This is a genomic window from Thalassospira profundimaris, from assembly GCF_003326755.1.
In the GTDB taxonomy this organism is placed as follows: domain Bacteria; phylum Pseudomonadota; class Alphaproteobacteria; order Rhodospirillales; family Thalassospiraceae; genus Thalassospira; species Thalassospira profundimaris_B.
Genome location: NZ_JPWH01000001.1, coordinates 267,145 through 292,302 on the forward strand (window position 1 = coordinate 267,145; position 25,158 = coordinate 292,302).

22 protein-coding genes are annotated in these 25,158 nt (G+C 55.2%); 10 read left to right on the plus strand and 12 right to left on the minus strand.

Features of this window, described 5'->3' with window-relative positions; all coding sequences use genetic code 11:
- Positions 1 to 18 precede the first annotated feature (18 nt).
- Both TH25_RS01235 and TH25_RS01240 read right to left on the minus strand, forming a co-directional pair.
- Positions 19 to 1,038 carry a SirB1 family protein gene (locus TH25_RS01235; protein ID WP_114086599.1) on the minus strand — a complete coding sequence of 340 codons (1,020 nt, stop codon included), beginning with the start codon at positions 1,036 to 1,038 and terminating at the stop codon, positions 19 to 21.
- A 14-nt stretch (positions 1,039 to 1,052) separates the two neighbouring features.
- The gene (locus TH25_RS01240; protein ID WP_114086600.1) at positions 1,053 to 1,715 is read right to left on the minus strand and encodes a BON domain-containing protein; all 663 of its coding nucleotides are present in this window, start codon (positions 1,713 to 1,715) and stop codon (positions 1,053 to 1,055) included.
- Between the two features lie 337 nt (positions 1,716 to 2,052).
- Here TH25_RS01240 and TH25_RS01245 point away from each other — a divergent pair, with 337 nt between their 5' ends.
- Positions 2,053 to 3,075 (plus strand): aldo/keto reductase, encoded by a 1,023-nt coding sequence (locus TH25_RS01245; RefSeq protein WP_114086601.1) that lies wholly within the window; start codon positions 2,053 to 2,055, stop codon positions 3,073 to 3,075.
- An 84-nt stretch (positions 3,076 to 3,159) separates the two neighbouring features.
- Here the strand turns inward: TH25_RS01245 and TH25_RS01250 are convergent, their stop codons facing one another.
- A complete protein-coding gene (locus TH25_RS01250; protein WP_114086602.1) occupies positions 3,160 to 4,047 on the minus strand; it encodes an AraC family transcriptional regulator in 888 nt (295 codons plus the stop codon).
- 39 nt (positions 4,048 to 4,086) lie between these two features.
- Between TH25_RS01250 and TH25_RS01255 the strand changes: the two genes are divergently transcribed.
- Entirely contained in the window at positions 4,087 to 4,494 is a 408-nt protein-coding gene (locus tag TH25_RS01255; protein ID WP_114086603.1) for a DUF2000 family protein, read from the plus strand.
- 111 nt (positions 4,495 to 4,605) lie between these two features.
- On the opposite strand, the gene TH25_RS01260 is transcribed toward TH25_RS01255, so the two are convergent.
- The gene (locus TH25_RS01260) at positions 4,606 to 4,998 is read right to left on the minus strand and encodes a YraN family protein (RefSeq protein ID WP_258548978.1); all 393 of its coding nucleotides are present in this window, start codon (positions 4,996 to 4,998) and stop codon (positions 4,606 to 4,608) included.
- Positions 4,999 to 5,003: 5 nt separating this feature from the next.
- Complete coding sequence (rsmI, locus tag TH25_RS01265) at positions 5,004 to 6,017, minus strand: 16S rRNA (cytidine(1402)-2'-O)-methyltransferase (RefSeq protein ID WP_114086935.1); 1,014 nt, start codon at positions 6,015 to 6,017, stop codon at positions 5,004 to 5,006.
- 2 nt (positions 6,018 to 6,019) lie between these two features.
- Between rsmI and TH25_RS01270 the strand changes: the two genes are divergently transcribed.
- Positions 6,020 to 7,360, plus strand: coding sequence for a penicillin-binding protein activator (locus tag TH25_RS01270; protein ID WP_258548979.1), 1,341 nt, complete (start codon positions 6,020 to 6,022; stop codon positions 7,358 to 7,360).
- A gap of 46 nt (positions 7,361 to 7,406) precedes the next feature.
- On the opposite strand, the gene nth is transcribed toward TH25_RS01270, so the two are convergent.
- Positions 7,407 to 8,048 (minus strand): endonuclease III, encoded by a 642-nt coding sequence (nth, locus tag TH25_RS01275; RefSeq protein WP_114086936.1) that lies wholly within the window; start codon positions 8,046 to 8,048, stop codon positions 7,407 to 7,409.
- A 304-nt stretch (positions 8,049 to 8,352) separates the two neighbouring features.
- On the opposite strand from nth, the gene TH25_RS01280 reads away from it, so the two are divergent.
- From TH25_RS01280 to dnaJ, 3 genes are all read left to right on the plus strand, one after another.
- Positions 8,353 to 8,847, plus strand: a complete 495-nt coding sequence (locus TH25_RS01280; RefSeq protein WP_114086605.1) for a DUF2244 domain-containing protein — start codon at positions 8,353 to 8,355, stop codon at positions 8,845 to 8,847.
- A 324-nt stretch (positions 8,848 to 9,171) separates the two neighbouring features.
- Positions 9,172 to 11,091 (plus strand): molecular chaperone DnaK, encoded by a 1,920-nt coding sequence (dnaK, locus tag TH25_RS01290; RefSeq protein WP_114086607.1) that lies wholly within the window; start codon positions 9,172 to 9,174, stop codon positions 11,089 to 11,091.
- Positions 11,092 to 11,206: 115 nt separating this feature from the next.
- Positions 11,207 to 12,361: a molecular chaperone DnaJ gene (gene dnaJ, locus TH25_RS01295; RefSeq protein WP_114086608.1), complete on the plus strand. Its 1,155-nt coding sequence runs from the start codon at positions 11,207 to 11,209 to the stop codon at positions 12,359 to 12,361.
- 115 nt (positions 12,362 to 12,476) lie between these two features.
- Here dnaJ and TH25_RS01300 read toward each other — a convergent pair whose 3' ends face one another.
- Entirely contained in the window at positions 12,477 to 13,379 is a 903-nt protein-coding gene (locus TH25_RS01300) for an NAD(P)/FAD-dependent oxidoreductase (protein ID WP_114086609.1), read from the minus strand.
- 166 nt (positions 13,380 to 13,545) lie between these two features.
- Here TH25_RS01300 and TH25_RS01305 point away from each other — a divergent pair, with 166 nt between their 5' ends.
- Positions 13,546 to 14,055 carry an Rrf2 family transcriptional regulator gene (locus TH25_RS01305; protein WP_114086610.1) on the plus strand — a complete coding sequence of 170 codons (510 nt, stop codon included), beginning with the start codon at positions 13,546 to 13,548 and terminating at the stop codon, positions 14,053 to 14,055.
- A gap of 35 nt (positions 14,056 to 14,090) precedes the next feature.
- On the opposite strand, the gene TH25_RS01310 is transcribed toward TH25_RS01305, so the two are convergent.
- On the minus strand, positions 14,091 to 14,999 hold the full coding sequence (locus tag TH25_RS01310; protein ID WP_114086611.1) for a LysR family transcriptional regulator: 909 nt from the start codon (positions 14,997 to 14,999) through the stop codon (positions 14,091 to 14,093).
- Between the two features lie 94 nt (positions 15,000 to 15,093).
- On the opposite strand from TH25_RS01310, the gene TH25_RS01315 reads away from it, so the two are divergent.
- Together TH25_RS01315 and dapB are read left to right on the plus strand one after the other, a co-directional pair.
- Positions 15,094 to 15,993, plus strand: a complete 900-nt coding sequence (locus tag TH25_RS01315) for an aldo/keto reductase family oxidoreductase (protein ID WP_114086612.1) — start codon at positions 15,094 to 15,096, stop codon at positions 15,991 to 15,993.
- A gap of 199 nt (positions 15,994 to 16,192) precedes the next feature.
- Positions 16,193 to 16,993, plus strand: coding sequence for a 4-hydroxy-tetrahydrodipicolinate reductase (dapB, locus tag TH25_RS01320; protein WP_114086613.1), 801 nt, complete (start codon positions 16,193 to 16,195; stop codon positions 16,991 to 16,993).
- Between the two features lie 33 nt (positions 16,994 to 17,026).
- Here dapB and TH25_RS01325 read toward each other — a convergent pair whose 3' ends face one another.
- The 3 genes from TH25_RS01325 to polA all read right to left on the minus strand — a co-directional run bounded on the left by TH25_RS01325 (position 17,027) and on the right by polA (position 22,042).
- Positions 17,027 to 17,839 (minus strand): substrate-binding periplasmic protein, encoded by an 813-nt coding sequence (locus TH25_RS01325; RefSeq protein ID WP_114086614.1) that lies wholly within the window; start codon positions 17,837 to 17,839, stop codon positions 17,027 to 17,029.
- A gap of 235 nt (positions 17,840 to 18,074) precedes the next feature.
- Positions 18,075 to 18,914 (minus strand): substrate-binding periplasmic protein, encoded by an 840-nt coding sequence (locus TH25_RS01330; protein ID WP_181847308.1) that lies wholly within the window; start codon positions 18,912 to 18,914, stop codon positions 18,075 to 18,077.
- A gap of 305 nt (positions 18,915 to 19,219) precedes the next feature.
- Complete coding sequence (gene polA, locus TH25_RS01335; RefSeq protein ID WP_114086616.1) at positions 19,220 to 22,042, minus strand: DNA polymerase I; 2,823 nt, start codon at positions 22,040 to 22,042, stop codon at positions 19,220 to 19,222.
- 192 nt (positions 22,043 to 22,234) lie between these two features.
- Here polA and TH25_RS01340 point away from each other — a divergent pair, with 192 nt between their 5' ends.
- Entirely contained in the window at positions 22,235 to 22,969 is a 735-nt protein-coding gene (locus TH25_RS01340; RefSeq protein ID WP_114086617.1) for a hypothetical protein, read from the plus strand.
- Between the two features lie 485 nt (positions 22,970 to 23,454).
- Here TH25_RS01340 and TH25_RS01345 read toward each other — a convergent pair whose 3' ends face one another.
- Entirely contained in the window at positions 23,455 to 25,122 is a 1,668-nt protein-coding gene (locus TH25_RS01345) for a methyl-accepting chemotaxis protein (RefSeq protein ID WP_114086618.1), read from the minus strand.
- Positions 25,123 to 25,158: the final 36 nt, after the last annotated feature.

Below are 25,158 nucleotides of genomic sequence, written 5' to 3' on the forward strand. Positions count from 1 at the left end.
TGTCCAGATTTTTCAGACTTAGGCCGGTGATGGATCATCATGGGGCGGGGAGGCGGCGGATGATGTGCCACGTGGGGTGTTTTCCGCGCCGGATGCCCCGGTATTTTTTGCCGGATGGAACGGGATGACGGTATCGTCTGGCTTGTCATCGGCTGTTTCTGATGTATCGGGCGAAATTCCGGCAATTCTGTCGCGCAATTCGGCGGCGAGGGTTTTAATGCGCTGCTGGTGGCGCGGGTCGTGGTTAAGCTTCAGGAACTGCTCGAAACAGGCCAGGGCCTTTTCATCATTATTAAGGCGCGCGTGAAGCGTACCCGCCTGATGCCACAGGCCCGGTTCGTCCGGCGCGATGATCAGGCAGCGTTCCAGAACGGCAGTGGCATAGGCGAGATCGCCGCTGCGCAGCGCGCGGACTTTGATATTATTTTGAAGTCGTAACAATATCGTGCGGTCGGTAGCTTCGCGGTAATGTTCGGGCTGCAATTCGGCATCAAGGCCCTGAAACGCCTTGAGCAATTCGCGCAGTTCCGCCGCCCCCAGCACAATGCCGTTGTGGAACGGGTCCAGCAGCACCCGTTCGCCATTGGCTTCAAGACGCAACAGGAAATGGCCGGGGAAATCGATGCCTGTCATTTCCAGCCCGCAGCGCGCAGCGGCATGCAGATATAACAGGGCCAGGGCCACAGGCAGGCCGCGTTTGCGATCCATCACGCACATCAGATTGGCGTTTTCGGGATCGTCGTAATTTTCTTCATCGCCCTGAAAGCCATGATAACCGGGAATGACATTTTGCAGGGCAATGGCAAGGTCCATGACACGCGGCGGGGCATCTGCCGGGGTATGGGTATCGGCCACGGCGCGTTGCAGGTCTTCACAGATGTCATCAAGCCGCGCAAAATAGGCGGTGATATCGCCCTCGGGCCGGTCCAGACTGGCCAGATAGAGCGCCGCCTCGGCTGCGGTTGCATCGGGATACTCGCCCGCGGCATAGGATTTCAGCCATTGCAGGACTGTTTCATGCCGTTCCGTATCAGTCATGACGCCTGTGATCTTTATGTCCTCTTGCGTGTGGGGTCGTCCTTCAGGCGGACGAAATTAACAACCCGTTTAACATAGCTTGTTGCGCGCACATGCGAAATAACCCGATCAAGTTCATCCCTGTTTTGCGCGATTCCCATCAGGTATACGGTGCCATCAACGGTTTCTATAGTGTAGTTAATGGCATAAACGCGGCTGTCAAACATCAGCGCGGTTTTTATCCGCGTGCTGATCAGAAGGTCACTTGCCGTATCCATCAGGCCGACTTCCTTGCCGACCTGCAATTTATTGATCACCCGTTTGACACCATTGGTTTGCCAGGCGACCTCAACCGCCTTCATTTCCACGGCATCGCTGGGCACCCGTCCGGCAAGAAGGACCTCGCCTTCAACCACCTCGATGTCAATATCGACAAACATGTCTTTGTCGATTTCCAGATATTTGCGCCACAGATTGGCGGTGATGGCATTGTCATTGACCGAGTTTTTAAAGCCGCGTTCCTGCATGGCCGCCACCCCGGCCGTCGCCCCGGCCCCGACCACAAGCGAGGTGCAGCCTGTGCTTGCCAGCAGGCTTCCCGCCAAAAGCAGGCCGACGCAAATGCGCCGCAACCCGGTGTGCCCTGGTGCTATTTTGCCCGGATCATGATGGTTGCCCGGTTTTGATATCGATATCATGGATTCGCCTGCCCACCCCACTTTCAGTCATCACTATGCGCGACGGATATTAAAGAGTTTTAAAAATGGTGGTGATCGTCCGGCGCTTGGGCCATGTGGATGCAAGCAGGACAAAATGTGGTCGGAAGGCAGGGATGAAACAATAAAATGTGATCCTTGCCTGATCCTCCAGGGCCCATTGCCTGCTTTGTTTCGGGGCTTATTTTGCGGATGCCTTTTGAATTTCATGTGCCGGTTTGCAGGGCCTGATGCTCTGATCATAAATTTCCAGGCAACGGGCTTTTGTCAGATGAACGGCACATCTTTCTTTTCATGATGACCCGAAAGGACCGGAAAAGTGCAATATAACAAACTTGGCAATACAGGACTTTTTGTCTCGGAACTGTGTCTTGGCACCATGACCTTTGGCGGCACGGGCGACTTGTGGCAGAAAATCGGTGCCGTTGGGCAAAAAGAGGCGGACGAGCTGGTGAAAACCGCGCTGGATGCCGGGATCAATTTTATTGATACCGCCAATGTCTATTCCGAAGGTCTGTCAGAAGAAATTACCGGTCAGGCCCTGAAAAATCTGGGCGTGCCTCGCGAGGATGTTGTTGTGGCAACCAAGGTTTTTGGCCGTATGGGCAGCAATGTCAATTCGGCCGGGGTCTCGCGTTATCACATCATGGATCAGATCAAGGCCAGCCTGAAACGCCTTCAGCTTGACCATATCGACCTGTATCAAATTCACGGTTTTGATAGCGAAACGCCGATCGAGGAAACGCTGGAGGCCCTTGATACGCTGGTGAAGCACGGGCATGTCCGCTATATCGGCGTTTCCAATTGGGCGGCCTGGCAGATCATGAAGGCGCTGGGCATTTCGGAACGGAAAAATCTGGCGCGTTTTGCCTCGCTTCAGGCCTATTACACATTGGCCGGACGGGACCTGGAGCGTGAAATTGTCCCGCTTTTGACATCCGAAAATGTGGGCCTGATGGTCTGGAGCCCGCTGGCAGGTGGTTTGTTAAGTGGCAAATATGATCGCAATAACGAAACCGATGGCGAAGGTCGCCGGGCAAATTTTGATTTTCCGCCCGTTAATCGTGACCGCGCCTATGATTGCATTGATGCGATGCGGGTTGTCGCCAAGGCCCATGGTTGCAGTGTCGCCCAGATAGCCCTTGCCTGGCTTCTGCACCAGCAGGCTGTGACCAGCGTGATTGTCGGGGCAAAGCGCGTTGATCAGCTGGAAGATAATATCAAGGCAACCGGTATAAAGCTGACCGGCGCGGACCTGGAGGCGCTTGATCAGGTCAGTGCCCTGCCATCAGAATATCCGGGCTGGATGCTGGAACGTCAGGGCGCTTATCGCAAGGGTTGATCAAACCCTGTTTTCGGCAAATTAACCTCATGGATGACCGGCAGAGTGCGCATCTGCCGGTTTTCTATTGGCTGTTGTGGGGCGTTATTTGCCGTTATGTCGTGTTAAAAGCTGTGGGCGGATCATGTCGGCCCAGCGGCCCGGTGTGATGCCAAAGGCCTGTTTGAAATGGCGGTTGAGATGGCTTTGATCGGCAAAGCCGGTATCCGCGGCAATCCCGGCAAGGGGTTCGCCCTGCGCAATCAGGGTTTTGGCCTGTTGCAGGCGGCGCATGACCAAAAAGCGGTGCGGGGTGGTGGCATACCGGGCCTTGAATTGCCGGATCAATGTATAGCGGTCCAGTCCGGTAACATCTTCCAGATCGGTTGATGTGATGGTGCCGGATGTGTTGGCTTCAAGAAAGTCGCGGGCGCGTTCGAGGCGGGGCAGGGCCAGTTTTTTACTGCGGCGAATTGGCTGTCTGGCATGGCGGCACAGACCCTCTGCGACCGAACAGACAAACTGGTCAATCAGCAATTCATCAATATCGCTATCCAGATGAGCCAGCATTTCAAGCAATGTGGCAGACAGGGCCGGGTCGGAAAAAACCGGCCGGGCGACAAAGGGCAGGCCGGGGGCATTTTCGCCCAGACCGAGCCATAACAGGGCCGGATCCAGGTACAGCATACGATAGCGCAAACCGGCCTCGGTCCCGGCACCGCCATCATGGGTCTCATCGGGATGCAGGACGATGATATTGCCCGGCTGGCTGAACTGTTTGGTGCCCCGATACGAAAATGTTTGCACCCCGTGCAGGGTCACACCCAGCGCATAGGTATCGTGGCGATGCGGGGCAAACATGTCGCCGTAAAACTGGGCTTCGATCCGTTCAATGCCGGGCAGGGCAGGCGCGGTTAAAAACCGTTCCCGAACAGTGTGGTTGCACAAACGTTCAATACCGTCGGTATCGGGGGAAGTTAAAAGCGTGGTCATTCTTTTCCCCTTTCCCCTTTCATACGGAATATGACGTTCATGTTTGATACCAAAGTTGCCATCGTCCTGCGCAATGACCTGCAAAGCTGGCAGGCCCTGAATGTAACCGCCTTTTTGATGAGCGGCATTATCGCGAAATTTCCCGAAATCATCGGCGAAGATTATGTGGACCGCAATGGCAATAAATACAATCCCATGTCAATGCAGCCCGCCATCGTGCTGGCTGCCGATCCGGCCACGATGGGTAAAATCCATAACCGGATTATCGAGCGCGGGGTACCGGCATCGCTTTATATCGAGGAAATGTTTGCCACCGGCCATGATGCCGCCAACCGCGCGGTTTTTGGCCAGTTCGCGCCTGGTGACGCCAAGGTGGTGGGCATTGCTCTGCGGGCGGAAAAACGGGTGACCGATAAAATCACCAAAGGGGCCAAAATGCACCCGTGATCAGCGGGCATGTAAAACAATATTCGGGAGATCTGGCAGGCCGGGCGATATGCGTCCGGCTTTTGCGTTTGGCGCGTCTGCTGGAGGCGGATTGCCGGGCTGGGTAGGGGGTTATCCCATCCAGACATTGATATGATGGTGAATGCGGCCTTTGGGGCTGACGGTCATGACGTCGATGCGCATATCGCCTGCATGCCCGGTGCGGGCGGCAAATGCCTGCAGGCTTTGGGCGATGCGGCCCTGCTGGCGCGGGGTGATGGCAAACAGGGCATCGGCGCGGGTTTTGCGGTATTTAACCTCGATTGCGACAAGCATATTTGCCTTGCGGGCCAGAATATCAATTTCGCCGCCCGGCCCGCGATAGCGCCGGGCGAGAATGCGATAGCCCTTTATCCGAAGCCAGAAACAGCACAGGCTTTCGGCAAACCGGCCCGATTGTTCCGCCCGGATGCGGGGGGCCTGAGTGCGGTTCTGTGGGGCGGGGCGTTTGGGTGCCATGCCCATGATTGTTATTTATCCTGCCCCAATTCCAGGGCGCGATTATAAAGGTCGCGTTTTTTAAGGCCGGTTTCGCGTGCCAGAATATCAGCGGCATCCTTGGTGCGGTGGTTTTGCAACAGGTCGCGCAGGCGCTTGTCAATATCCTCGGCGGTGGGGTCGTTGGACCCGGCCGGGGCAGGGCCGACCACAATCACCACTTCGCCTTTGGGAGCACCGGCTTCGTCATAATGGGCGGCCAGATCGCCCAGGGTGCCGGGGCGGACTTCCTCGAACATTTTGGTCAGTTCGCGGGTGACGGCCGCGGGGCGGTTTGCCCCCAGGCAGTCAGCCATGTCGCGCAGAGATGCGGCCAGCCGTTTGGGGCTTTCAAGAAAAATCAGCGAGCCGGGAATGGGGGCAAAGCGGGTGAGTTCCTTTTGCCGGGCCATTGATTTGGGCGGCAGGAAACCGGCATAGAAAAAATGGTCGCTGGGCAGGCCCGATAAAATCAGCGCGACAATCGGGGAACAAGCCCCGGGGGCCGTCGTTACGGTATGGCCTGTCGCCTGACAGTCACGCACCAGTTTGTAACCGGGATCATTGATTAACGGGGTTCCGGCATCGGAGATCAGGGCAATCGCCTGGCCTTTGCCCAGCCTTTCCATGATTTCCGGGCGCATTTTTTCGGCGTTATGTTCGTGATAGGCAATGCGTTTGGTCTTTATGCCAAAACGTGACAAAAGCTTGCCCGATGTGCGGGTGTCCTCGCACAAAATAATTTCGGCCCGTTTAAGGATATCAACCGCACGAAACGTAATATCGCCCAAATTTCCGATTGGAGTAGCAACCAGATAGAGCCCGGCCGATAATGGCAGGGTTTTGTCATTCCCTGTTTGATCCGGTTTACTTGCCGGATCGCCCGCATTACCCTGCGAAGATATAACGCCATTGGGAGGTGAAGAGAGTGGGTTTTCCGAGACTTCATCCGTCTGCGACGAGGAACGGGAATTCGGCGTGGCGCCGGTTTGCGTGCCGGACGGCATCAGTGTTGGTCCTTTCGCTGGGGCTGGGCGCGTGCAGTACCGACCTGACTAACACGAATTCAAACCGTGAGCCAGCGCCTGTTGTCACCAATAATGGCCCCGATGCGGCCACACGTGCCCCCAACCAGGGCCTGATTGGTGAACCCAGCCCGTTTGATGGTATGCCCGGCGACGGGCAGGTGCTTTCGGGCATTTATAATGACGAAGCCGCCACCACCGATAAACGGGTGGCGTTGCTGCTGCCATTATCGGGGCCGCACGGGGATTTGGGCCGGGCAATGCGCCATGCCGCCGAACTGGCCCTGTTTGACGCTGCGGGTGATGATTTTGTCCTGATGCCGATTGATACCGAAGCGACCTATGACGGCGGGCGTCTGGCAGCGCAAAAGGCGATCAATGCCGGGGCCAAGCTGATTTTGGGGCCGCTATTTTCGGACTCGGTCAATGGGGCTGGCGAAGTGGCCAAACAGGCCAATGTGCCGGTTTTATCCTTTTCCAATAATATCCGCGCTGCCGAACCGGGGGTGTGGGTGAACGGCCTGTCGCCCGAAGACCAGATCAAACGGGCGGCGTCTTATGCGGTCAGCCAGGGGAAATACAATTTCGCTGCCCTGCTGCCGCAAAATGATTATGGCCGGCAGATTTCATCCTCGCTGGACCGGATTGTGAACGCAGCGGGCGGGCGCCTGGGGCAGGTCGCCTTTTACCAGCCCGGCAGTGATTCGATGGAACAGACGATAAAGGATTTCGCCGAATATAACCAGCGCCATGCCGCCCTGGTGGCGCGCAAGGCCGAACTGGAAGCCGATGGCTCCAGCGCATCGCAGCGCGCCCTGCAACGGCTGGCCGGGCTTGATACCTTGGGCGATCCGGATTTTAACGCCCTGATTCTGCCGGCAACAGGCGGAGAATTGCGCCAGGTTTCGGCCCTGCTGGCCTATTTCGATGTGGATCCGTCATCGGTGCAATATATTGGCACCTTTGGCTGGAATGATCCGGGCCTGTTTGCCGAACCGGCCCTGAATGGCGGGATTTTTGCCGCCCCGGAACCGGGCAATTGGCAGGCATTCTCAGCACGCTATCGTAAAACATTTGGGTCCGAACCGCCGCGTATTGTCAGCCTGGCTTATGACAGCACCGCCCTTGCCGCTGTGCTGGCAGGTACGGAACAGGGCATTACGATGGACGGTTTGACCAACCCGACAGGCTTTTCCGGCATTGATGGCGTATTTCGCCTGACGGCCGATGGCCGCACCCAGCGCGGTTATGCCGTGATGCAGATCTCGCGTAGCGGGGCCAAAGTGATCAGCCCGGCCCCGGCCTCGTTTGATGCGGTGTTTTGATCAACGACTGATCACCAGAGCACGTTGTTGACAGGCACCCGCCCGGTTATTCCGCGGCGGGTGTTTTGTCTTTGAAATTGCACAGATCGGCAACAATGCAGTCCGGGCAGCGCGGGGTACGTGCCTTGCAGATATAGCGGCCATGCAGAATCATCCAGTGGTGGGAGTGCTGGATAAATTTGGTCGGGATTTTTTTTTGCAGGGCTTTTTCCACGGCAAGGGGTGTTTTGCCCTTGGCCATGCCGGTACGGTTGCTAAGGCGGAAGATATGGGTATCAACCGCGATGGTTGGTTCGCCAAAGGCGATATTGCGCACAACATTTGCGGTTTTGCGACCGACACCAGGCAATTCTTCCAGTGCCTCCTGGTCGTTGGGTACGACGCCGCCATGTTTATCGACCAGTATTTGCGCCGCGGCCATAATGTTTTTGGCCTTGCCGCGATAAAGGCCAATGGTACGAACATGGCTGATCAGGGCTTCTTCGCCCAGATTGAGCATATCCTGCGGGGTGGCGACAATTTCAAACAGTTTTTTGGTCGCCTTGTTCACCCCGACATCGGTGGCCTGGGCCGACAGGGCCACGGCGACCAGCAAGGTGTAAACATTGGTGTAATCCAGCTCGCCTTTCGGTTCCGGGTCGGCATCGGACAGGCGCTGGAAGAATTCTTCTATGGCGGCTTTGCTCATCGGGCGGGACATCGGAATCTCTGCTTTTGGTTTGAGGCGCGGGTTCGGGCCGGTATTGTTTGATTGTTTATTGCGTATTTATAGGCCCGGGAAAGGCGCAGGTCGATTTTTGTTTGTGATCAGGCTGGAGTGATTCCAGAATTCACGGCATCATGAGGCTGTGAGCCCGGTTGTGTTTCTCCGATAGGGGAACATATTGCACCAAGTGCGCGTGATCGCGCCCGATCCTGCCTTTTGCCGGTTTGTCGTTAGCCGACAGGGATGTTTTTTGGGCGGGCGATGTCTGGCGCAGGACAGTAAGAAAATGCCAAAACTGCCACGAACCGAAAAACCGGTTTTCAAAACCGATTTGCATCCGCAACGCTCGCTCACCCGGCGCGGCGCGCGCAGGCTTGTTCTGTGCGTTGGCGGGGTGACATCGTCACTGGGATTGCTGTTCTGGTCGATGGGGGCCTGGCCGATTGCCGGTTTTATGGGGGTGGATGTGGCGTTGCTGTCTTTTGCCTTTCATATGAATTTTCAAGCCGCGCGCTGTGGTGAAATGATTGAATTGCGCCGCAATGTACTCCGTCTGACCCGTATTTCGGTGCGCGGCGAACGCGAGGAATTTGATTTTCAGACCTATTGGCTGCAGGTGATTTTGCTGCCGCGCGATGAAATGCGCCACAGGCTGATCCTGCGCAGTCACGGGCGCGATGTGGAAATTGCCCCGTTTCTGGGCGAGGATGCCAAACAGGAACTGGCGCAAACCCTGCGCGAGAAGCTTTTGATATGCCGGAATGGTGCGACATCGCGATAGGAAGGCGTGCTTAACGCGCCCTTAACAGGCCAGTGGTCCGGTGCCGGGAAAAGGCCGGTTTTGGTTGATGATGGCCGAAAATATGCGCACAGAACCCCGCTTTGGGGTCAGTTGTGACAGTCCCGGGGCTGTTTGTGATGAAAAAACCGTCAAAAATCCACATTTTGACGGCTTGCGACTTTGTTTTGACTTTCATATATAGGTGCGCGGGGTAATTGCCCCGTGTATAACACGTTATGACAACCAATTGGTCCCAGGAGGTCCTGCGCGGCGCTTCAAGGCGAAGGCTGCGGGACGGGCCGGCCGCTAAAAGAGGAACGAATTATGGGCAAGATTATCGGTATTGACCTTGGCACCACCAACTCCTGCGTTGCAGTGATGGACGGTAAGGAAGGCCGGGTTATCGAAAATAGCGAAGGCGCACGTACCACTCCGTCGATGGTGGCATTCACCAATGACGGCGAGCGCCTTGTGGGTCAGCCGGCAAAACGCCAGGCCGTGACCAACCCGGAAAACACACTGTTTGCGATCAAGCGCCTGATTGGCCGCCGCATGGGGGATCCGGAAGTTGAAAAAGACAAAGACCTGGTGCCGTATAAAATCATCAGTGGTGAAAACGGCGACGCATGGGTCGAAGTGAATGGCGAGAAAATGGCGCCGAGCCAGATTTCCGCGATGATTCTTCAGAAAATGAAAGAAACCGCCGAAGCCCATCTGGGTGAGCCGGTAACCGAAGCGGTGATTACCGTTCCGGCATATTTCAACGATTCGCAGCGTCAGGCGACCAAGGATGCGGGTAAAATTGCCGGTCTGGAAGTCAAGCGTATCATCAACGAACCGACCGCTGCTGCCCTGGCGTATGGCCTGGACAAAAAAGAAGGCGGCACCGTCGTTGTATATGACCTTGGCGGTGGTACCTTTGACGTCTCGGTTCTGGAAATCGGCGACGGCGTTTTTGAAGTCAAATCGACCAATGGTGATACCTTCCTTGGTGGTGAAGACTTCGACAAACAGATCATTGATTACCTTGCTGACGAGTTCAAAAAAGAACAGCAGATCGACCTTCGCAAGGACCGTCTGGCCCTGCAGCGCCTGAAAGAGGCGGCTGAAAAAGCCAAGATCGAACTCTCGTCCTCGATGCAGACCGAAGTGAACCTGCCGTTCATCACTGCTGACCAGTCCGGTCCGAAGCACCTGAATGTCAAACTCAGCCGTGCCAAACTCGAAGCCCTGGTCGGTGATCTGATCGAACGCACCATCACGCCGTGTAAGGCAGCACTGAAGGATGCCGGTATTTCGGCCGGTGAAATTGACGACGTTATCCTGGTAGGCGGCATGACCCGTATGCCGAAGGTCCAGGAACGCGTTAAGGAATTCTTTGGTCGTGACCCGCACAAGGGTGTGAACCCGGATGAAGTTGTGGCCCTTGGTGCCGCCATTCAGGGTGGTGTCTTGCAGGGTGACGTTAAAGACGTTCTGCTGCTTGACGTGACCCCGCTGTCGCTGGGTATTGAAACCCTTGGCGGTGTGTTTACCCGTTTGATCGACCGGAACACCACCATCCCGACCCGCAAGTCGCAGACTTTCTCGACCGCGGAAGACAACCAGACCGCTGTGACCATCCGCGTGTTCCAGGGTGAACGCGAAATGGCCGCCGACAACAAGATGCTGGGTCAGTTTGACCTGGTTGGCCTGCCGACCGCGCCGCGTGGCGTACCGCAGATCGAAGTCACCTTTGACATCGACGCCAACGGTATCGTCAATGTGTCGGCCAAGGACAAGGCGACCAACAAGGAACAGCAGATCCGCATTCAGGCATCTGGTGGTCTGTCGGATGATGAAATCGAAAAAATGGTCAAGGATGCGGAATCCAATGCCGAAGGCGATAAAAAACGCAAGGCACTGGTCGAAGCCCGCAACCAGGCGGAAGCCATCATCCATTCGACCGAAAAGAACCTGGCCGAACATGGTGACAAGGTTGATGCCAACACCAAGTCGATGATCGACGATGCCCTGGCAGCCCTGAAGGAAGCCAAGGACGGCGAAGATCCCGAAGCCATCAATGCCAAGGTCAATGAATTGCAGCAGGCCTCGATGAAACTTGGCGAAGCCATGTATCAGGCCCAGCAGGCCGAAGCCGGTGATGATGCTGGTGAAGCCGGTGCGTCTGCCGAAGGCAAGGCTGATGATGGTGTTGTCGATGCCGACTTTGAAGAAGTCGATGACAGCAAGAAAGACAAGTAAGACGACCGGTGCGGTCGTCATGCACGCCGCCCTGTAACTCGTGACGGGCCGTTCAGCACTCATATCTTGTGTTATGAAATGTGCGGACGGCCCGCCCGTATTTCCGGAGTAACGGATGGCGAAACAGGATTATTACGAGCTTTTGGGCGTGAGCAAGGATGCCAGCGCAGCCGAGCTCAAGAGCGCCTATCGCAAAATGGCAGTGAAGTATCATCCGGATAAAAATCCGGGCGACACGGCTGCCGAAGCAAAATTCAAGGAAGTCAGCGAAGCCTATGATGTCCTAAAGGACCCGGACAAGCGCGCTGCCTATGACCGGTTTGGTCATGCCGCCTTTGAACAGGGTGGTGCTGGCGGCGGTGGGGGTCCGTTTGGGGCCGGTGGCTTTGGCGGCTTCGGCGGTGGCGGCTTTGCCGACGTTTTTGACGAAATCTTTGGTGCGATGGGCGGTGGCGGTGGCCGTCGTGGCAGTTCGCCCAATCGTGGTGCCGACCTGCGCTATAACATGGCGATTTCATTGGAAGATGCCTTCCAGGGTAAAAAGTCGGAAATCACGATTCCCGGTTCGGTTCAGTGTGATGCCTGCGATGGCAGCGGGGCCGAGGCTGGTTCCCAGCCTGTGACCTGCCCGACCTGTAATGGTCATGGCAAGGTGCGTGCCCAGCAGGGCTTTTTCACCATTGAACGTACTTGTCCGTCCTGTCACGGGCAGGGCAAGATCGTCAAAAATCCGTGCAAGGTTTGCCACGGTGCCGGTCGTGTTGAAAAACAGAAAAACCTTCAGGTGACGATTCCCGCCGGTGTCGAGGATGGCACGCGCATTCGCCTTGCGGGCGAAGGGGAAGCCGGGGCCAACAATGCGCCTTCGGGTGATCTGTATATCTTTCTTGATATTCAGCCGCACCGCTTCTTCCAGCGTGACGGGGCAAACCTGCATTGCCGCATTCCGATCCCGATGACCAAGGCAGCCCTTGGTGGTACCATTGAGGTGCCGACCATCGAAGGCACGCGCACGCGCATCAATATCCCGGCCGGGACACAGTCCGGCCAGCAATTGCGCCTGCGCGGCAAGGGCATGACCATCCTGCGCTCCCAGGCGCGGGGTGACATGTTTGTTGAAGTCAGTGTCGAAACACCGGTGCATCTGTCGGACCGGCAGAAAGAGCTGTTGCGCGAATTTGACGATATTTCGCGTGAAGAAGGCAGCCACCCGGAATCCGAAGGGTTCTTTTCCAAGATGAAGGAAATCTGGAAAGACCTGACGGATTAAGGAACCGGCTTTGCCGTGCGAAAAAGGATCACCCCCTGCAGCGATGTTGCAGGGGGTTTTCTTTTGCGGTGCGGATTATGGCCGACGGTGGGAAACGGTTCAGAACGTGCTGGAATTACGCATCATCCCAGAAAATCAGGCAATGGTGGGCTGCGGTGCCTGCACGTATGCCATTGCCAACGGCCAGCCCCACCGAACCGGCCGCGATCATGGCATCCCCGCAGGCAAAAACGCCGGGAATGGTGGTTTCCATCATGGCATCGGTTTGCAGATAGGGGCCAAGTGGGCCCTCGACAAAGGCACAGCCCAGCTGGGATGCGATGGGTGATGTGATGGCGGTTCTGGTTTGGATCAGTAACCCGGCCAGGGGAATGTTGCGGCCATCGGTTAAGCGCACAGTTGCCTGATCCCCGGTGATTTCGGCAACAGGGGTGCGTTCCAGTGTCACCTTGCGCCGTGCAAGCTGGGAAAGCTGAATGTCGGTAGGATCAAAGGCATTATTAAGGAAAAAGGTGGTGGGGCCCCAGTCGGGCAGCATCAGCGCCTGGTGCATGGCAAGGTCGGAACTGGCAAGCACGCCAAGGGGCTGTTGGTCCATTTCATAACCGTGGCAATAAGGGCAGTGAAAAACGCGATCCCCCCAGCGTTCAGCAAGGCCGGGTATATCGGGCAGGGTATCGGTGACACCGGTTGCCAGAACGAGGGTGCGCGTCAGATAGCTTTGCCCGGTTTCGGTTGTGATCTTGAATAATCGGCCCATCTGTTCGGCTGATTGGGCCAGCGTGTTTTCCCAGCTTAGCGTCGGATATTTCAAAAGCTGGGCGCGGGATGTGGCAATGATGTTATCGGGGCTGGCGCCATCCTGGCCCAAAAAGCCATGAGAATGGCGGGCAAAGCGGTTGCGGCGCACATTACCATCCAGCACCAGGACTTTTTGCCGGGCGCGGACCAGTTGCAGGGCCGCCGACATGCCCGCAAAGCTGCCGCCAATGATGATCGTATCAAAATCGTGTTGCATGGGATTTCCTTCCATTGGGAGGTGGGGCCACCATTTGCGATCCATGTTTACGTAACTTATGAAGTTTCATAAACATGGAAAGAATGGAGGGTCAAGAAGTTTGTAACTTTAATTGTTACGTGGTGGTGAATTTGCTATAGCTCGATCATGCGAACAGGAGAATGCAATGAGACAGGATCACCGGCTGTCACGGGTGTTACATGTGCTGATCCACCTGGACCGTCATCGGCCTCACGCCACGTCCGACGAAATCGCCATGATGTTGCGCACCAACCCGGTTGTGGTGCGACGCACGCTGGGCGGGCTTAAAAAATCTGGCCTGGTGTCATCGGAAAAGGGGCATGGCGGTGGCTGGCAACTGGCGCGTGATCTGGCCGATATTACCTTGCGCGATATATATAATGCGCTGGGCGAACCGCCCCTGTTTGCCATTGGCAATGCCGATGAACAGCCACGCTGCCTGGTTGAACAGGCGGTAAATGACGCGATTGACGACACGCTGGATTTGGCCCGGACCCTGATGATGGACCGTTTTGCCAGCATCACATTGGCCGATATTGCGGCTGATTTTGACCATCGCCTGAAGGATTACCCCGAAGAAGCCCGCCGCTTTGGCCACATCCGCGATGATGATGCCGTAAAAGAGGATAGGCAGGAAGGCAGCAAAGCCGGCTAGAGATATGCGTTCATGCAGGCCGGACGGCCGGAATGCTATGTATGTAGCGGCCAGGCGCGGATGAAATCGATAAAGGCTCGCAAGGGCGAAGGGACCAGCCTGCGCCCGGGATAATAAAGTTTGGGACCGGGAAAAGAGGGCCACCATTCTTCAAGAATTGGCAGTAGCGAACCTTCCTTGAAAAAGGGTGTCAGCCAGTCTTCAAACAGATAGATAATGCCAATGCCGCCCTTGGCGACCTCCACGGCCAGGTCGGTGCCACCCCCCGGACGCATGATAAACGGGCCTGTGACGGCGACTTCCAGGGTTTGATCCGCTTTTTCAAATTCCCACGGGAACATGGCACCGCTGGCAAAACGCCCGCGAATGCAGGAATGATCCAGCAGGTCCTGCGGATGCTGCGGGGTGCCGTTGCGGGCGAGATAATCTGGCGAGGCGGCCGCCGCGAATCGCTGTTTTCGCGGGCCGATGGGAATGGCGATCATGTCCTGTTCCAGGCGTTCGTCATAGCGAATGCCGGCATCGCAGCCTTCGGCCATTAAATCGACGAAGCTTTCCTCGGTAATGATTTCAAGCAGGATTTCGGGATATTTTGCCAGAAAGGCGGGGATGATTTCGGGCAGGGCCAGGCGCGCCGCACTGACGGGAATATTCAGCCGCAAGGTGCCCGCCGGGCGATCACGATAGCCATTCACCACATCCAGGGCATTGGCAACTTCGCCCAATGCCGGTTCCAACCGGGCCAGCAGGCCATTGCCCGCCGCGGTTAGGGCAACACTGCGGGTGGTGCGGTTAAACAGGCGCACCCCGAGGCGCGTTTCAAGGCGGCGAATCGCATCGCTCAGTGCGGATGCGCTGCCGCCGCTCAGCCTTGCCCCCTCGCGGAAACCACCAGCGCGGGCGACGGTTAAAAAGGCATTCAGATCGCCAAGATCAACATTCATTGTTCGTTATTCCGTACAAGTTGTTCAGATTGTGCCTAATTGTCGATCAGTGTTGCAAGCGTTAGCTTTGGGTCATCCAGAAAGGAGATTCCCAATGTCCATCATCGATCAATCAGGAACATTTCAATTTGCCGGTCATACAGTAAAGCGCATGGGCTATGGTGCCATGCAGCTTGCCGGGCCCGGTGTGTTTGGTCCGCCGCGTGACCCCAAGGCGGCAGAACAGGTTTTGCATGCCGCGATAGAGGCGGGCATCAACCATATCGACACCAGCGATTTTTACGGCCCACACGTTACCAACCAGATCATTCGCAAGGCATTGCACCCTTATCCGGATGACTTGCTGATCGTGACCAAGATCGCAGCGCGGCGCGATGAAACCGGTGCGTGGTTGCCCGCCATGTCACCCGCCGAACTGACGCAGGCGGTGCATGACAATTTGCGCAATCTGGGGCTGGATTGCCTGGAGGTTGTCAATTTCCGCAGTATGCATGGCATTCATGGCCCGGCAGAAGGATCAATCGCTGAACCGCTTTCGGTTTTGGCGGACCTTAAAAAGCAGGGCCTTATTCGCCATCTGGGGCTTAGCAATGTTACCGCGACGCAAATTCGCGAAGGCATGGGCATTACCGACATTGTATGTGTGCAGAACCACTATAATCTGGCACACCGCCATGATGATGCGATGATCGATGAGCTGGCAAAACAGAATATCGCCTATGTGCCGTTCTTCCCGCTGGGTGGTTTTTCGCCCCTACAATCGCAGATCCTGTTTGATATTGCCGCGCGCCTTCAACTGACGCCAATGCAGGTTGCGCTGGCCTGGTTGCTGCAACGTGCGCCCAATATCCTGCTGATTCCCGGCACGTCATCGGTTGCCCACTTGCGGGAAAATATTGCGGCTTCGGGTGTGGAGCTTTCGGCGCAAATCGTTGCCGAACTTGATGGCGTTTGGGAAGCGGCCCAAAACGCCCCGGCGATTGATCATCCCTGATTCAATCTGATTGGGTAATGGTTGGTGCGTGGCCGGTTATTAAACCGGCATTGCTGTCAGACAGGATTAAAGGGGGGATGTGTTGGCATTGCCCCTTTTTTTCCGGGTGATATTTGCGCGGTTCCCGCCGTTTCATCGGTTGGCGCGATGTGCTAAAGCAAATGGCATATTGAACGGATTTGCCTACAGGAGGCTAAAAATGAAAATCGGGATTGTCGGGTGTGCCGGACGGATGGGACGGATGCTGGTCGCGGAAACGGTCAAAACTGGCGGCTGTGAAATTGGCGGGGGAACCGACCTTCCGGGCAGTTCCTTTGTGGGTAAGGATATTGCGCTGGTGGCCGGGCTGGAAGAATGCGGCATTGCCATTGGCGATGACCCCAAGGCCCTGTTCAACGGGGTTGATGCGGTGATTGATTTTACCGCCCCGGCAGCGACCATGAAGCATGCGGCGCTGGCCGCCGAAACCGGGACGGTATTGGTGATTGGCACGACCGGCCTGTCGGCGGATCAGAAAGCAGAGCTTGAAAAGGCTGCCGAAAAAACAGCGATTGTTTTTGCCCCGAATATGAGTGTTGGCGTTAATCTGGCCTTTGCCCTGGTCGAGAAGGTTGCTGCAATTCTGGACAAGGACACAGCCGATATTGAAATTGTGGAAATGCACCACAAGCACAAGGTTGATGCACCGTCTGGCACCGCATTGGGCCTGGGCGAAGCAGCGGCACGCGGTCGGGGTGTGGCGCTTGATGACGTTGCCGTGCGTTCCCGTGATGGTCATACTGGCGCCCGTGAAGATGGGGCAATCGGCTTTGCCACCCTGCGCGGCGGGGATGTGATCGGCGATCATACCGTGGTTTTTGCCTGTGAGGGCGAACGTATCGAGATTACGCACAAGGCTTCGTCGCGCGAAGTTTTTGCCAAGGGGGCGGTTCGGGCGGCGAAATGGGCCTTTGGCAAGGATGCCGGGCTTTATGCCATGTCCGATGTACTGGGCCTTTAAGAGACCGGATTGGCAGCATGATACTTGGAAAGACTATTGGGATAATAGTCTTTCCTGTTGTGCGGAAATCAGGTTGCTGCCTTGATTTTGAAGGCCGTAATTGAACAGGTCGCGTAACTGGCGGCCCTGTTCGGTTTTGCGGAAAACCACATGCAGGGTTTTGGTGCCCAGCAGGTGAGGATGAAAAACAAATTCCTGCGAAACAGCCGAGAATTCGGGCATGGTCCTGATCCAGTAATGCAGGACCTGTTCATCCATGACGGCGGCGTCAATCCGTTTGGCGTGCAGCAGACGAAGGAGCGTTACATCGTCATTGGCTGCCAGGGTTTTTAAATCGCCATTTTTCATCATGCGGTCAAAAACCGGTTCATTGACATATCCGGCCACTACCCCGATCCGCCATTTTTTCAAATCATCCGGCACCGTCCAGTCAAATGCCGATCCGGCCAGCGAGACAAACCCCAGGGCGCTGTTGCCAATCGAGTCGGAAAAATAGAATTGTTTTTCCAGGTCGGCGGATTTGTATTCGGGATAATATCCGATCAGGCTTTCATCGGAATGCAGGCTGTCGAGAACGCGCCGCCACGGATAGAAAACCGTTGTCATGCCGATATTGCTCACCGCGAAGGCCTGGCGTGAAATAATGGCACTGCTTCCCTGTCCGCGCAGGTTTTCGCCAGTGTAAGGCGGCCAGTCCAGCGATGCGAGGCGCACGGTTGTACCGGCAAAGGGCGAGGATGTCGTGTCGGCGGCAAGAACGCTATGGGGAATATACAGCACAAAAAACGCCGCGATCACGGCACGCCAGCGATGCCATCTATTTGTCGTTGCGTTTTTGATCATCATCCCATGACCCGTGATGGCGTCGATAAAGTCTGTCGGTTTGCAAAATTGCCTGGCATCATTCAGTTCGACATTTGTTCAGTGTCCATCAGATTTTGCCACAGACAAGGGTTTTCAAGCGGGAAAGCAATTTTTTCATCGCCCTGTCATCTTTATCTGACCAGATATCGCAACTGTGTTGCTGCCACGATGTAAGGTTTGCCCGATTCATTGCAGCACTGACCAAAGGAAAATCCCTTTAATTGGTCGGGAATTTCGTGGGGGGAACATGACGGGCGGGACAATTATTGTCCGGGCATTGCAGGGCGCTTAAACCGCGATCAAAGGCGTTGCGTAACGCCTTGCCTTCGGGGGTGTGATGAAACCCCACATGAAGGCTTTTGTTTTCCAGAATATTGGGATGAAAATAAAACCAGCGCCGGGTTTGGTCAAAATCCGGGTTGGTATCAAGGATATGGCGCATGACCAGTTGATCCATAACCACGACATCAACCCGACCGGCAGCGAGAAGCCGCAACAGGGTCGTATCGTCGTGGGTTTCAACAATATGCAGCTTTCCATCCTGCACATACTGGTCGAAATCGCTGCCATTGCTATATCCGCGCACCACACCAATGGTAAGATTGGTCAGGTCATCGAGAGTTTGCCAGTCGAATGCCGAGCCGTGGTAATAGACAAATCCGACCGGGCTGCGAACGATGGTCCGTGACAAAAAGAACCCTTTTTGACGTTGTGGATTGTCATAGATCGGGAAAATGGCATCGGGCCGGTGACCGGTGCCAGGGGTGTTCTCCGTGTTGAAATTTTGCAGGCTGCGTTGCCAGGGCATGAATTCGATATGGACAGAGATATTTTCGCGGGCAAAGGCTGCGCGAACGATAATGCTGGCAAGCCCCTGACCGGGCAGGTGTTCGCTGCTATAAGGCGGCCATTCGGTGGTTTGCAGATCGATCGTGATATTGTGTTTCAGGCCGAAAGGCGGGCCATTCGTTTCGGCGTAGACAGGCACATATAACACAGCAACCGTTAACCCGGTCAGCAATGCGATAAAACAGAGCTGTTTTGCCAGGGCTGCCACGCCGTGTGCTCCCTTACGATGATCTATCACCTTAGGGTAGCAGTGATTATACCAATAATAAATCAATTCATGCGACAGTGTTTGACTATTTTGGAAAATAATCATCGCCTGAATGTTTTTACCAAACGGGGAGTTTTAGAATGCGTTCAGTTTTAAAGACCCCATACTTCTGAGGCGGGTGCTTTTTGCTGTTTTTAAAGTTATTTTAGTTCAAAATTAGAATTACTAAAGCAGGACAACATGGAATCAGGGTCGGGTTTTATTCCCGACCCTGATTTGACTCCAAAGCAATCCAATTGATCTTACTAATGTGCATCGGCCCAGCTATCGCCGATGCCGGCATCAGCGATGAGCGGCACACTCAGATGGGCGGCGTTTTCCATCACGTCGCGAATGATTTTGATCGCCTGTTCGGTTTCGGCTTCCGGGGCTTCAAAAATCAGTTCATCGTGGACCTGCAACAGCATGCGGGTTTTCAACCCGGCATCTTGCAGGGCATCGGGAACCGCGATCATGGCGCGTTTGATGATGTCGGCCGCACCGCCCTGGATCGGGGCGTTGATGGCCGCACGTTCGCCAAAGCTGCGGCGCATGCCGTTTTTATCATTGATGCCATTGATGAAAATCTTGCGGCCAAACAGGGTGCGTACCATGCCATGGGTTTTGGCAAAGTCCTTGGCACGCTCCATATAATCGCGAATGCCGGGATAGATTTCAAAATAGGCGTTGATGAATTCCTTGGCTTCCTTTTGCGGAATGCCAAGCTGGTTGGCCAGACCAAAAGCCGAAATGCCGTAAATGATGCCAAAGTTGATCGCCTTGGCCTTGCGGCGGACCATCGGGTCCATGCCTTCAATCGGTACCCCAAACACCTTGGAAGCGGTGGAGGCATGAATATCCTCGCCATTTTTAAAGGCGGTGCGCAGGGCATCAATCTCGGCGACATGGGCCAAAAGGCGCAATTCGATTTGCGAATAGTCGGCTGAAATCAGTTTGCAGCCTTCATCAGCGATAAAGGCGGTACGGATTTTACGGCCTTCTTCACTGCGGATGGGGATGTTCTGCAGGTTCGGATCGTTCGAGGACAAACGGCCGGTATTGACATTGGTCTGCCCATAACTGGTGTGCACCCGCCCGGTTTGCGGGTTGATATGGTTTGCCAGCGCATCGGTATAGGTGCTTTTGAGTTTGGAGAGCTGGCGCCAGTCCAGGATGCGGGCGGGCAGGTCATGGCCCTGTGCGGCCAGCCCTTCGAGCACATCGGCCCCGGTCTGCCAGGCGCCGGTTTTGGTTTTTTTGCCGCCCGGCAGGCTCATGCGTTCAAACAGAATTTCGCCAAGCTGTTTGGGGCTGCCAAGGTTAAAGGTTTCGCCCGCCATTTCATGGATGTTTTTTTCCAGGACCTCCATACGGCTGGCAAAGTCCGATGACAGTTCGCGCAGTTTATCTGCATCGACCTTGACGCCCAGAGCCTCCATTGTTGCCAGAACCGGCACCAGGGGGCGGTCCAGCGTTTCATAAACGCTGGCCATATGTTCCTGGGCGATGCGCGGTTTTAACAGCCGATGCAGGCGCAGGGTGATGTCGGCATCCTCGGCGGCGTAATCAAGCGCCTTGTCCAGCGGGACCTGATCAAAGGTCAGCTGGTTTTTGCCGGATCCGGCAACATCGGCGAATTTGATGGTTTTATAGCCCAGATGCAGATCGGCCAGTTCATCCATGCCATGACCGTGGCTGGTGCCATCGAGCACATAGGACAGCACCATCGTGTCATCAATCGGTGCCACATCGATGCCATGCCGGGCAAAGATGATTTTATCATATTTGATATTCTGCCCGACCTTGAGGACACCGCGATCCTCCAGCAGGGGTTTCAGCAGTTCGATGGCGCGGTTAAGCGGGATCTGTTGGGGGATGTCGGCCTTTGCTGTGTCATCGGCAGTGTCGCTGCCAAAATCAAACCCGCCCTGGGCCGCCTTGGGTTCGGTTTCTTCGTCACCCATGCCATGCGTCAACGGGATATAGCAGGCCTCGCCGGGTTTAACGGCCATGGAAATACCAACCAGACGCGCCTGATGGGCATTCAGCGACGTGGTTTCGGTATCAACCGCCAAAATGCCTTCATAATCGGCCTTGGCGATCCATTTTTTCAGGCTTTCTTCATCCTGCACCAGTTCATATTCCGCCTTGGTGACGGAAACGTCATTCACACCGGTTCCGGCTTCAACAAGGCCGGTTTCGTCAATATTGCCGCCAAACTTGGCTTTTACTTTTGCTGTTAGCGATTTGAAACCATGTGTGGCGATGAAAGACAGCAACACATCGGCATCCGGGTCGCGCAGGTCAAAATCATCGACCGGATGTGTGACCGGAACATCGGTTTTCAAACGGACCAGATCGCGCGAAATGCGGGCCATTTCAGCATTCTCGATCAGCTTTTCGCGGCGTTTGGGCTGTTTGATTTCGCCCGCACGTTCCAGCAGCGAATCGAGGTCGCCATATTCGGTGATCAACTGGGCGGCGGTTTTAACGCCAATGCCTGGCACACCGGGCACGTTATCGACCGGGTCGCCAGCCAGAGCCTGTACGTCAATGACTTTGTCCGGGCCGACACCAAATTTTTCCATCACCTCGCTCGCGCGAATGGTGCGGTTTTTCATCGCATCAAACATTTCAACGCGGTCGGTGACAAGCTGCATCAAATCCTTGTCCGAGGACACGATGATCACATCGGCACCCTGTTCGGCGGCCTGGCGGGCATAGGTTGCGATCAGGTCGTCGGCTTCATAGCCTTCAAGTTCGATGGAGGGCAGGTTGAAGGCACGCACGGCATCGCGGATCAGGCCAAATTGCGGGACCAGTTCTTCGGGGGGCGGCGGACGGTGCGCCTTGTAATCGGGATAAAAGTCGTTGCGGAACGATTTGCCCTTGGTGTCGAAAATAACCGCCATATGGTCGGGTTTTGTATCTTCGCGCAATTTCATCAGCATGGTGCAAAAGCCATAAACGGCATTGACGGGGGTTCCGTCGGGGCTGTTCATGGGGGGCAGGGCGTGAAACGCACGGAAAATAAAGCCGGACCCGTCAACCAGGACGACGCGGCGGGGGGGCTGGGCAGTATCGGTCATACGATGGATGCTCGTTTTTCTCGATGAATTGAATGGGCGCAGAATGCCGCATAAGGTGCGAGAAGTCGAGTAGGGCAAGGCTGATTTGTCAGGATCCGTGCTTTGTGCTGACAATATCGTGTTTGTGTTGATATGGTTTGCAACCAAAGGCTTCTTTTGGAGGTCGCCCCAAAGTGCGAGGGACAGGGCCAGGTGACGCGGCGCAACGAAAAAAACGTAAGTAAACGGGGAGAAAAACCCGTTTATCGGCCTTTTGGAAAAGGAGTCGAGGCGGCGGGTTTTTCGCGCGAAATTCACGATAATATGAAGCTGGCAAACCGTCGCAAGGGGCGCAAAAAAGGGCAAAAGAAAAAAAACGACCGGCGGCTTGGCAATGGCAGCGAGGAAAAATGGCTGTCACGCGGGCCGGTTTTACGCACAGTGTTAACCCTTGCGCTGTTTGGCGGGATGCTACACGGGCTTTTTCGGCTTTTTGGCATTTATGAACGCAACCAGAGCCTGTCAAATGGCGACCAGGTTGTTTTGCTGATCAAACTGCTGGTTTTTGTGGTGCTGATGCACCTGTTTTATCTGATGCTGATGCACTATCGGCCGATCCGATCGCGGGTACGGGGTTTGTTTTTTATGGCTTTGGCCCCGGTGGCGGCCGTTTGCATTTTCATGATTTATGGCGGCGCGGGCATGTTTGGCCGCTTTTTGCCCTTGCTTCAGTTTCTGACCCTGACCATCGGTGTCGGGGGTTTTATTTTATATGTTGTCATTTATACCTGGTTTTCGCAAAGGGCGGTGCGCCGACGCGATATTTCCGCGCCCGATGATGAAGGCGGCACCAATGGTGATACTGTCAGACCAGGGGCAACGAGCCCTGCCCGCCGCGATAACAGGAATTTATCCAGCCGAAAAAATGCGTCCTATGATGCAAGGTGACGGGATTTAGTTCTACGAGGATGGAATGACGCTGCCATAAATGCGCTGCAGGGCGGTTTTTTTGACGGGATTACACAGCATTCACACCGGTTGGTATGTTTTAAATATTTGATATTAAAAAATTTATTCTCAAATTCCCATTAAGATGGCATCGCATCTGTTTGCTGCGGTTTTGCGCCGTCCTGATGCGGGTCTTGTGTCGTGTTTTGCGCCAAATTTTGCGGTATTCGTTGTTTTCACCCGTGTTTCATATGTCTTGACGGGCTTTGCACGAACTCTGCTTGCAGGGGGAAAATCGTGTGTTGAGGGCGGGTGTTGGAGAGAATACGGATTTTATGTCGGTATCGAAACAAGAGGGTTTGGACCTCATTTCTGCTGCCAGGACAGGGGATGGATTGCTGAAGCGAACGCGAATTGACGCAGGATAGATACGGAATTGACCGGTGTATGATGTTGTGCCGGTCAATTCCGCAGCCTGTTTGCGGTTACTGACCGGCTGTTTTGGTCTTGATCAGTGCATCAAGCAGACGAATGACCTCGACCGAGGCCTTTTCGACTTTGCCATACAGCTCAAGGGCGCCTTCGACGTCCCCTTTATTGTACAGCCGCACGGCTTCGATTCCGCAATCATGGACAATTTTGTGGGGCTCTTCGAGCTGCCGGAAAGCCGGGGTATCGCGCAGGGGTCTGGCATCTTCGCTCCGATACCAGCGGCCAAGGTTACAACTGGTGTGTTGTGCCAGCTCGTCGGCTTTCAGACTTTCGCGACCAATCAGCATATCGGCCAGACGTTTTTTCCAGATCACATGGTCCGACTTGGCGATCCGGATGCTTTTGTTCGGAACATCGAATTTGGCGAGGATGGCGATTTGTTCGCCAACCTTGTCAACGACATGATCGGTGGCATTGGCACTGGTGCGGATGACGTTGACATTATCGGCGGTTTCACCGGCAATTTTGCTGATTCGTTGGGAAACCTCGGTCGAGGCCTGTTTTTGTTGCTGCAAGATACCGGCAATTTCAGTGGACCGGCGCGATATATCGCTGATCAGATTGCGGATCTGTTCAATGGATTTGACCGAATCCTGCATTGATTCCTCGCCAGCACTGACGGCTTGTGCCCCCTTGTTCATCGACTGAACGATACCGTCGATCTCGACGGTCAGTGCCTCGATGGTATTGCGAACATCGACTGTGACCCGGGCGGTCTGGCTGGAGAGGTTTTTGACTTCACCGGCAACAACGGCGAAGCCCTTGCCAGCGTCACCGGCGCGCGCGGCTTCAATGGTGGCGTTCAATGCCAGCAAATTGGTTTGCGAGGCGATGTCGTCGATAATGCCGATCATATCGACAATACGGCTGGACGTTTCGGCCAGCAATTCAACGCGCTGGCTGGCCTCTGTCACAGCCTGGGCGACAAGGTGCATGCTTTCGGCGGTGTCCTTGATAATGCTGCTGCCGTTTTCTGCGGTCGAATTTGCCGTTTCTACCTGTTGGGCAACCTGGGCGGTATTTTCGCTGATTCCGGCAATGCCGGTCGCCATTTCCTCGACAGCGGTGGAAATGGACTGGGTTTGGGATTCGACTTCACCCATTTCGCGCATCATCGACGCATTTGAACTGGCAACTTCATTGATCGACATTGATAAATCGACATTGTTGTCGAGCATTTGATCGGCAAAACGATTTCCGGCATCCCGGATGGCCTGGTCACAAGACACCTTGAAAAAATCCCGCAGGGTTTCTTCAAGGGACAGGGTCATGACGTGATTGAGGTTTTGGGTCAGGGTTTCAAGATGAGCGTGTTTCCAGCGGCAATGGTGCGACAGATCGTTTGCCAACAGGGTAAAGGCGCGGTGATAAAGCCGGGAAATATCGCGGCTGTCAAAATCGAGTTGATAATAAAGTTGCCCCAGTTGTCCGGTGTTTTTCGGCATATCGGACGACGGTTCAAGAGCGTGGATCCAGGTGCGAACCTGATTGGCGACCAGTTGGTCTGCGTTTTCCGTTCCTTTGGGCAGAACAGATTCGGAAACGTTATCAAAAGCTGCTTTCAGGATGGGATCAAGGTCATCAGAGAGCTTGTGACGCAGGGCGCGAACATCAATTGCAGGGTCGTCATTTATCTTTGACTGAAAGGATAGTTTGTTCATCTCTTGGCACCTCTCTATCAGGTCGTTCGGCCAAGG

Excerpts from the sequence above, each read along its gene's own strand:
- TH25_RS01235 (WP_114086599.1), bottom strand. The coding sequence starts at position 1,038 with ATGACTGATACGGAACGGCATGAAACAGTCCTGCAATGGCTGAAATCC.
- TH25_RS01240 (WP_114086600.1), bottom strand. The coding sequence starts at position 1,715 with ATGATATCGATATCAAAACCGGGCAACCATCATGATCCGGGCAAAATA.
- TH25_RS01250 (WP_114086602.1), bottom strand. The coding sequence starts at position 4,047 with ATGACCACGCTTTTAACTTCCCCCGATACCGACGGTATTGAACGTTTG.
- TH25_RS01255 (WP_114086603.1), top strand. The coding sequence starts at position 4,087 with ATGTTTGATACCAAAGTTGCCATCGTCCTGCGCAATGACCTGCAAAGC.
- TH25_RS01260 (WP_258548978.1), bottom strand. The coding sequence starts at position 4,998 with ATGGGCATGGCACCCAAACGCCCCGCCCCACAGAACCGCACTCAGGCC.
- rsmI (WP_114086935.1), bottom strand. The coding sequence starts at position 6,017 with ATGCCGTCCGGCACGCAAACCGGCGCCACGCCGAATTCCCGTTCCTCG.
- nth (WP_114086936.1), bottom strand. The coding sequence starts at position 8,048 with ATGAGCAAAGCCGCCATAGAAGAATTCTTCCAGCGCCTGTCCGATGCC.
- TH25_RS01280 (WP_114086605.1), top strand. The coding sequence starts at position 8,353 with ATGCCAAAACTGCCACGAACCGAAAAACCGGTTTTCAAAACCGATTTG.
- dnaK (WP_114086607.1), top strand. The coding sequence starts at position 9,172 with ATGGGCAAGATTATCGGTATTGACCTTGGCACCACCAACTCCTGCGTT.
- dnaJ (WP_114086608.1), top strand. The coding sequence starts at position 11,207 with ATGGCGAAACAGGATTATTACGAGCTTTTGGGCGTGAGCAAGGATGCC.
- TH25_RS01300 (WP_114086609.1), bottom strand. The coding sequence starts at position 13,379 with ATGCAACACGATTTTGATACGATCATCATTGGCGGCAGCTTTGCGGGC.
- TH25_RS01305 (WP_114086610.1), top strand. The coding sequence starts at position 13,546 with ATGAGACAGGATCACCGGCTGTCACGGGTGTTACATGTGCTGATCCAC.
- TH25_RS01310 (WP_114086611.1), bottom strand. The coding sequence starts at position 14,999 with ATGAATGTTGATCTTGGCGATCTGAATGCCTTTTTAACCGTCGCCCGC.
- TH25_RS01315 (WP_114086612.1), top strand. The coding sequence starts at position 15,094 with ATGTCCATCATCGATCAATCAGGAACATTTCAATTTGCCGGTCATACA.
- dapB (WP_114086613.1), top strand. The coding sequence starts at position 16,193 with ATGAAAATCGGGATTGTCGGGTGTGCCGGACGGATGGGACGGATGCTG.
- TH25_RS01325 (WP_114086614.1), bottom strand. The coding sequence starts at position 17,839 with ATGATGATCAAAAACGCAACGACAAATAGATGGCATCGCTGGCGTGCC.
- polA (WP_114086616.1), bottom strand. The coding sequence starts at position 22,042 with ATGACCGATACTGCCCAGCCCCCCCGCCGCGTCGTCCTGGTTGACGGG.
- TH25_RS01345 (WP_114086618.1), bottom strand. The coding sequence starts at position 25,122 with ATGAACAAACTATCCTTTCAGTCAAAGATAAATGACGACCCTGCAATT.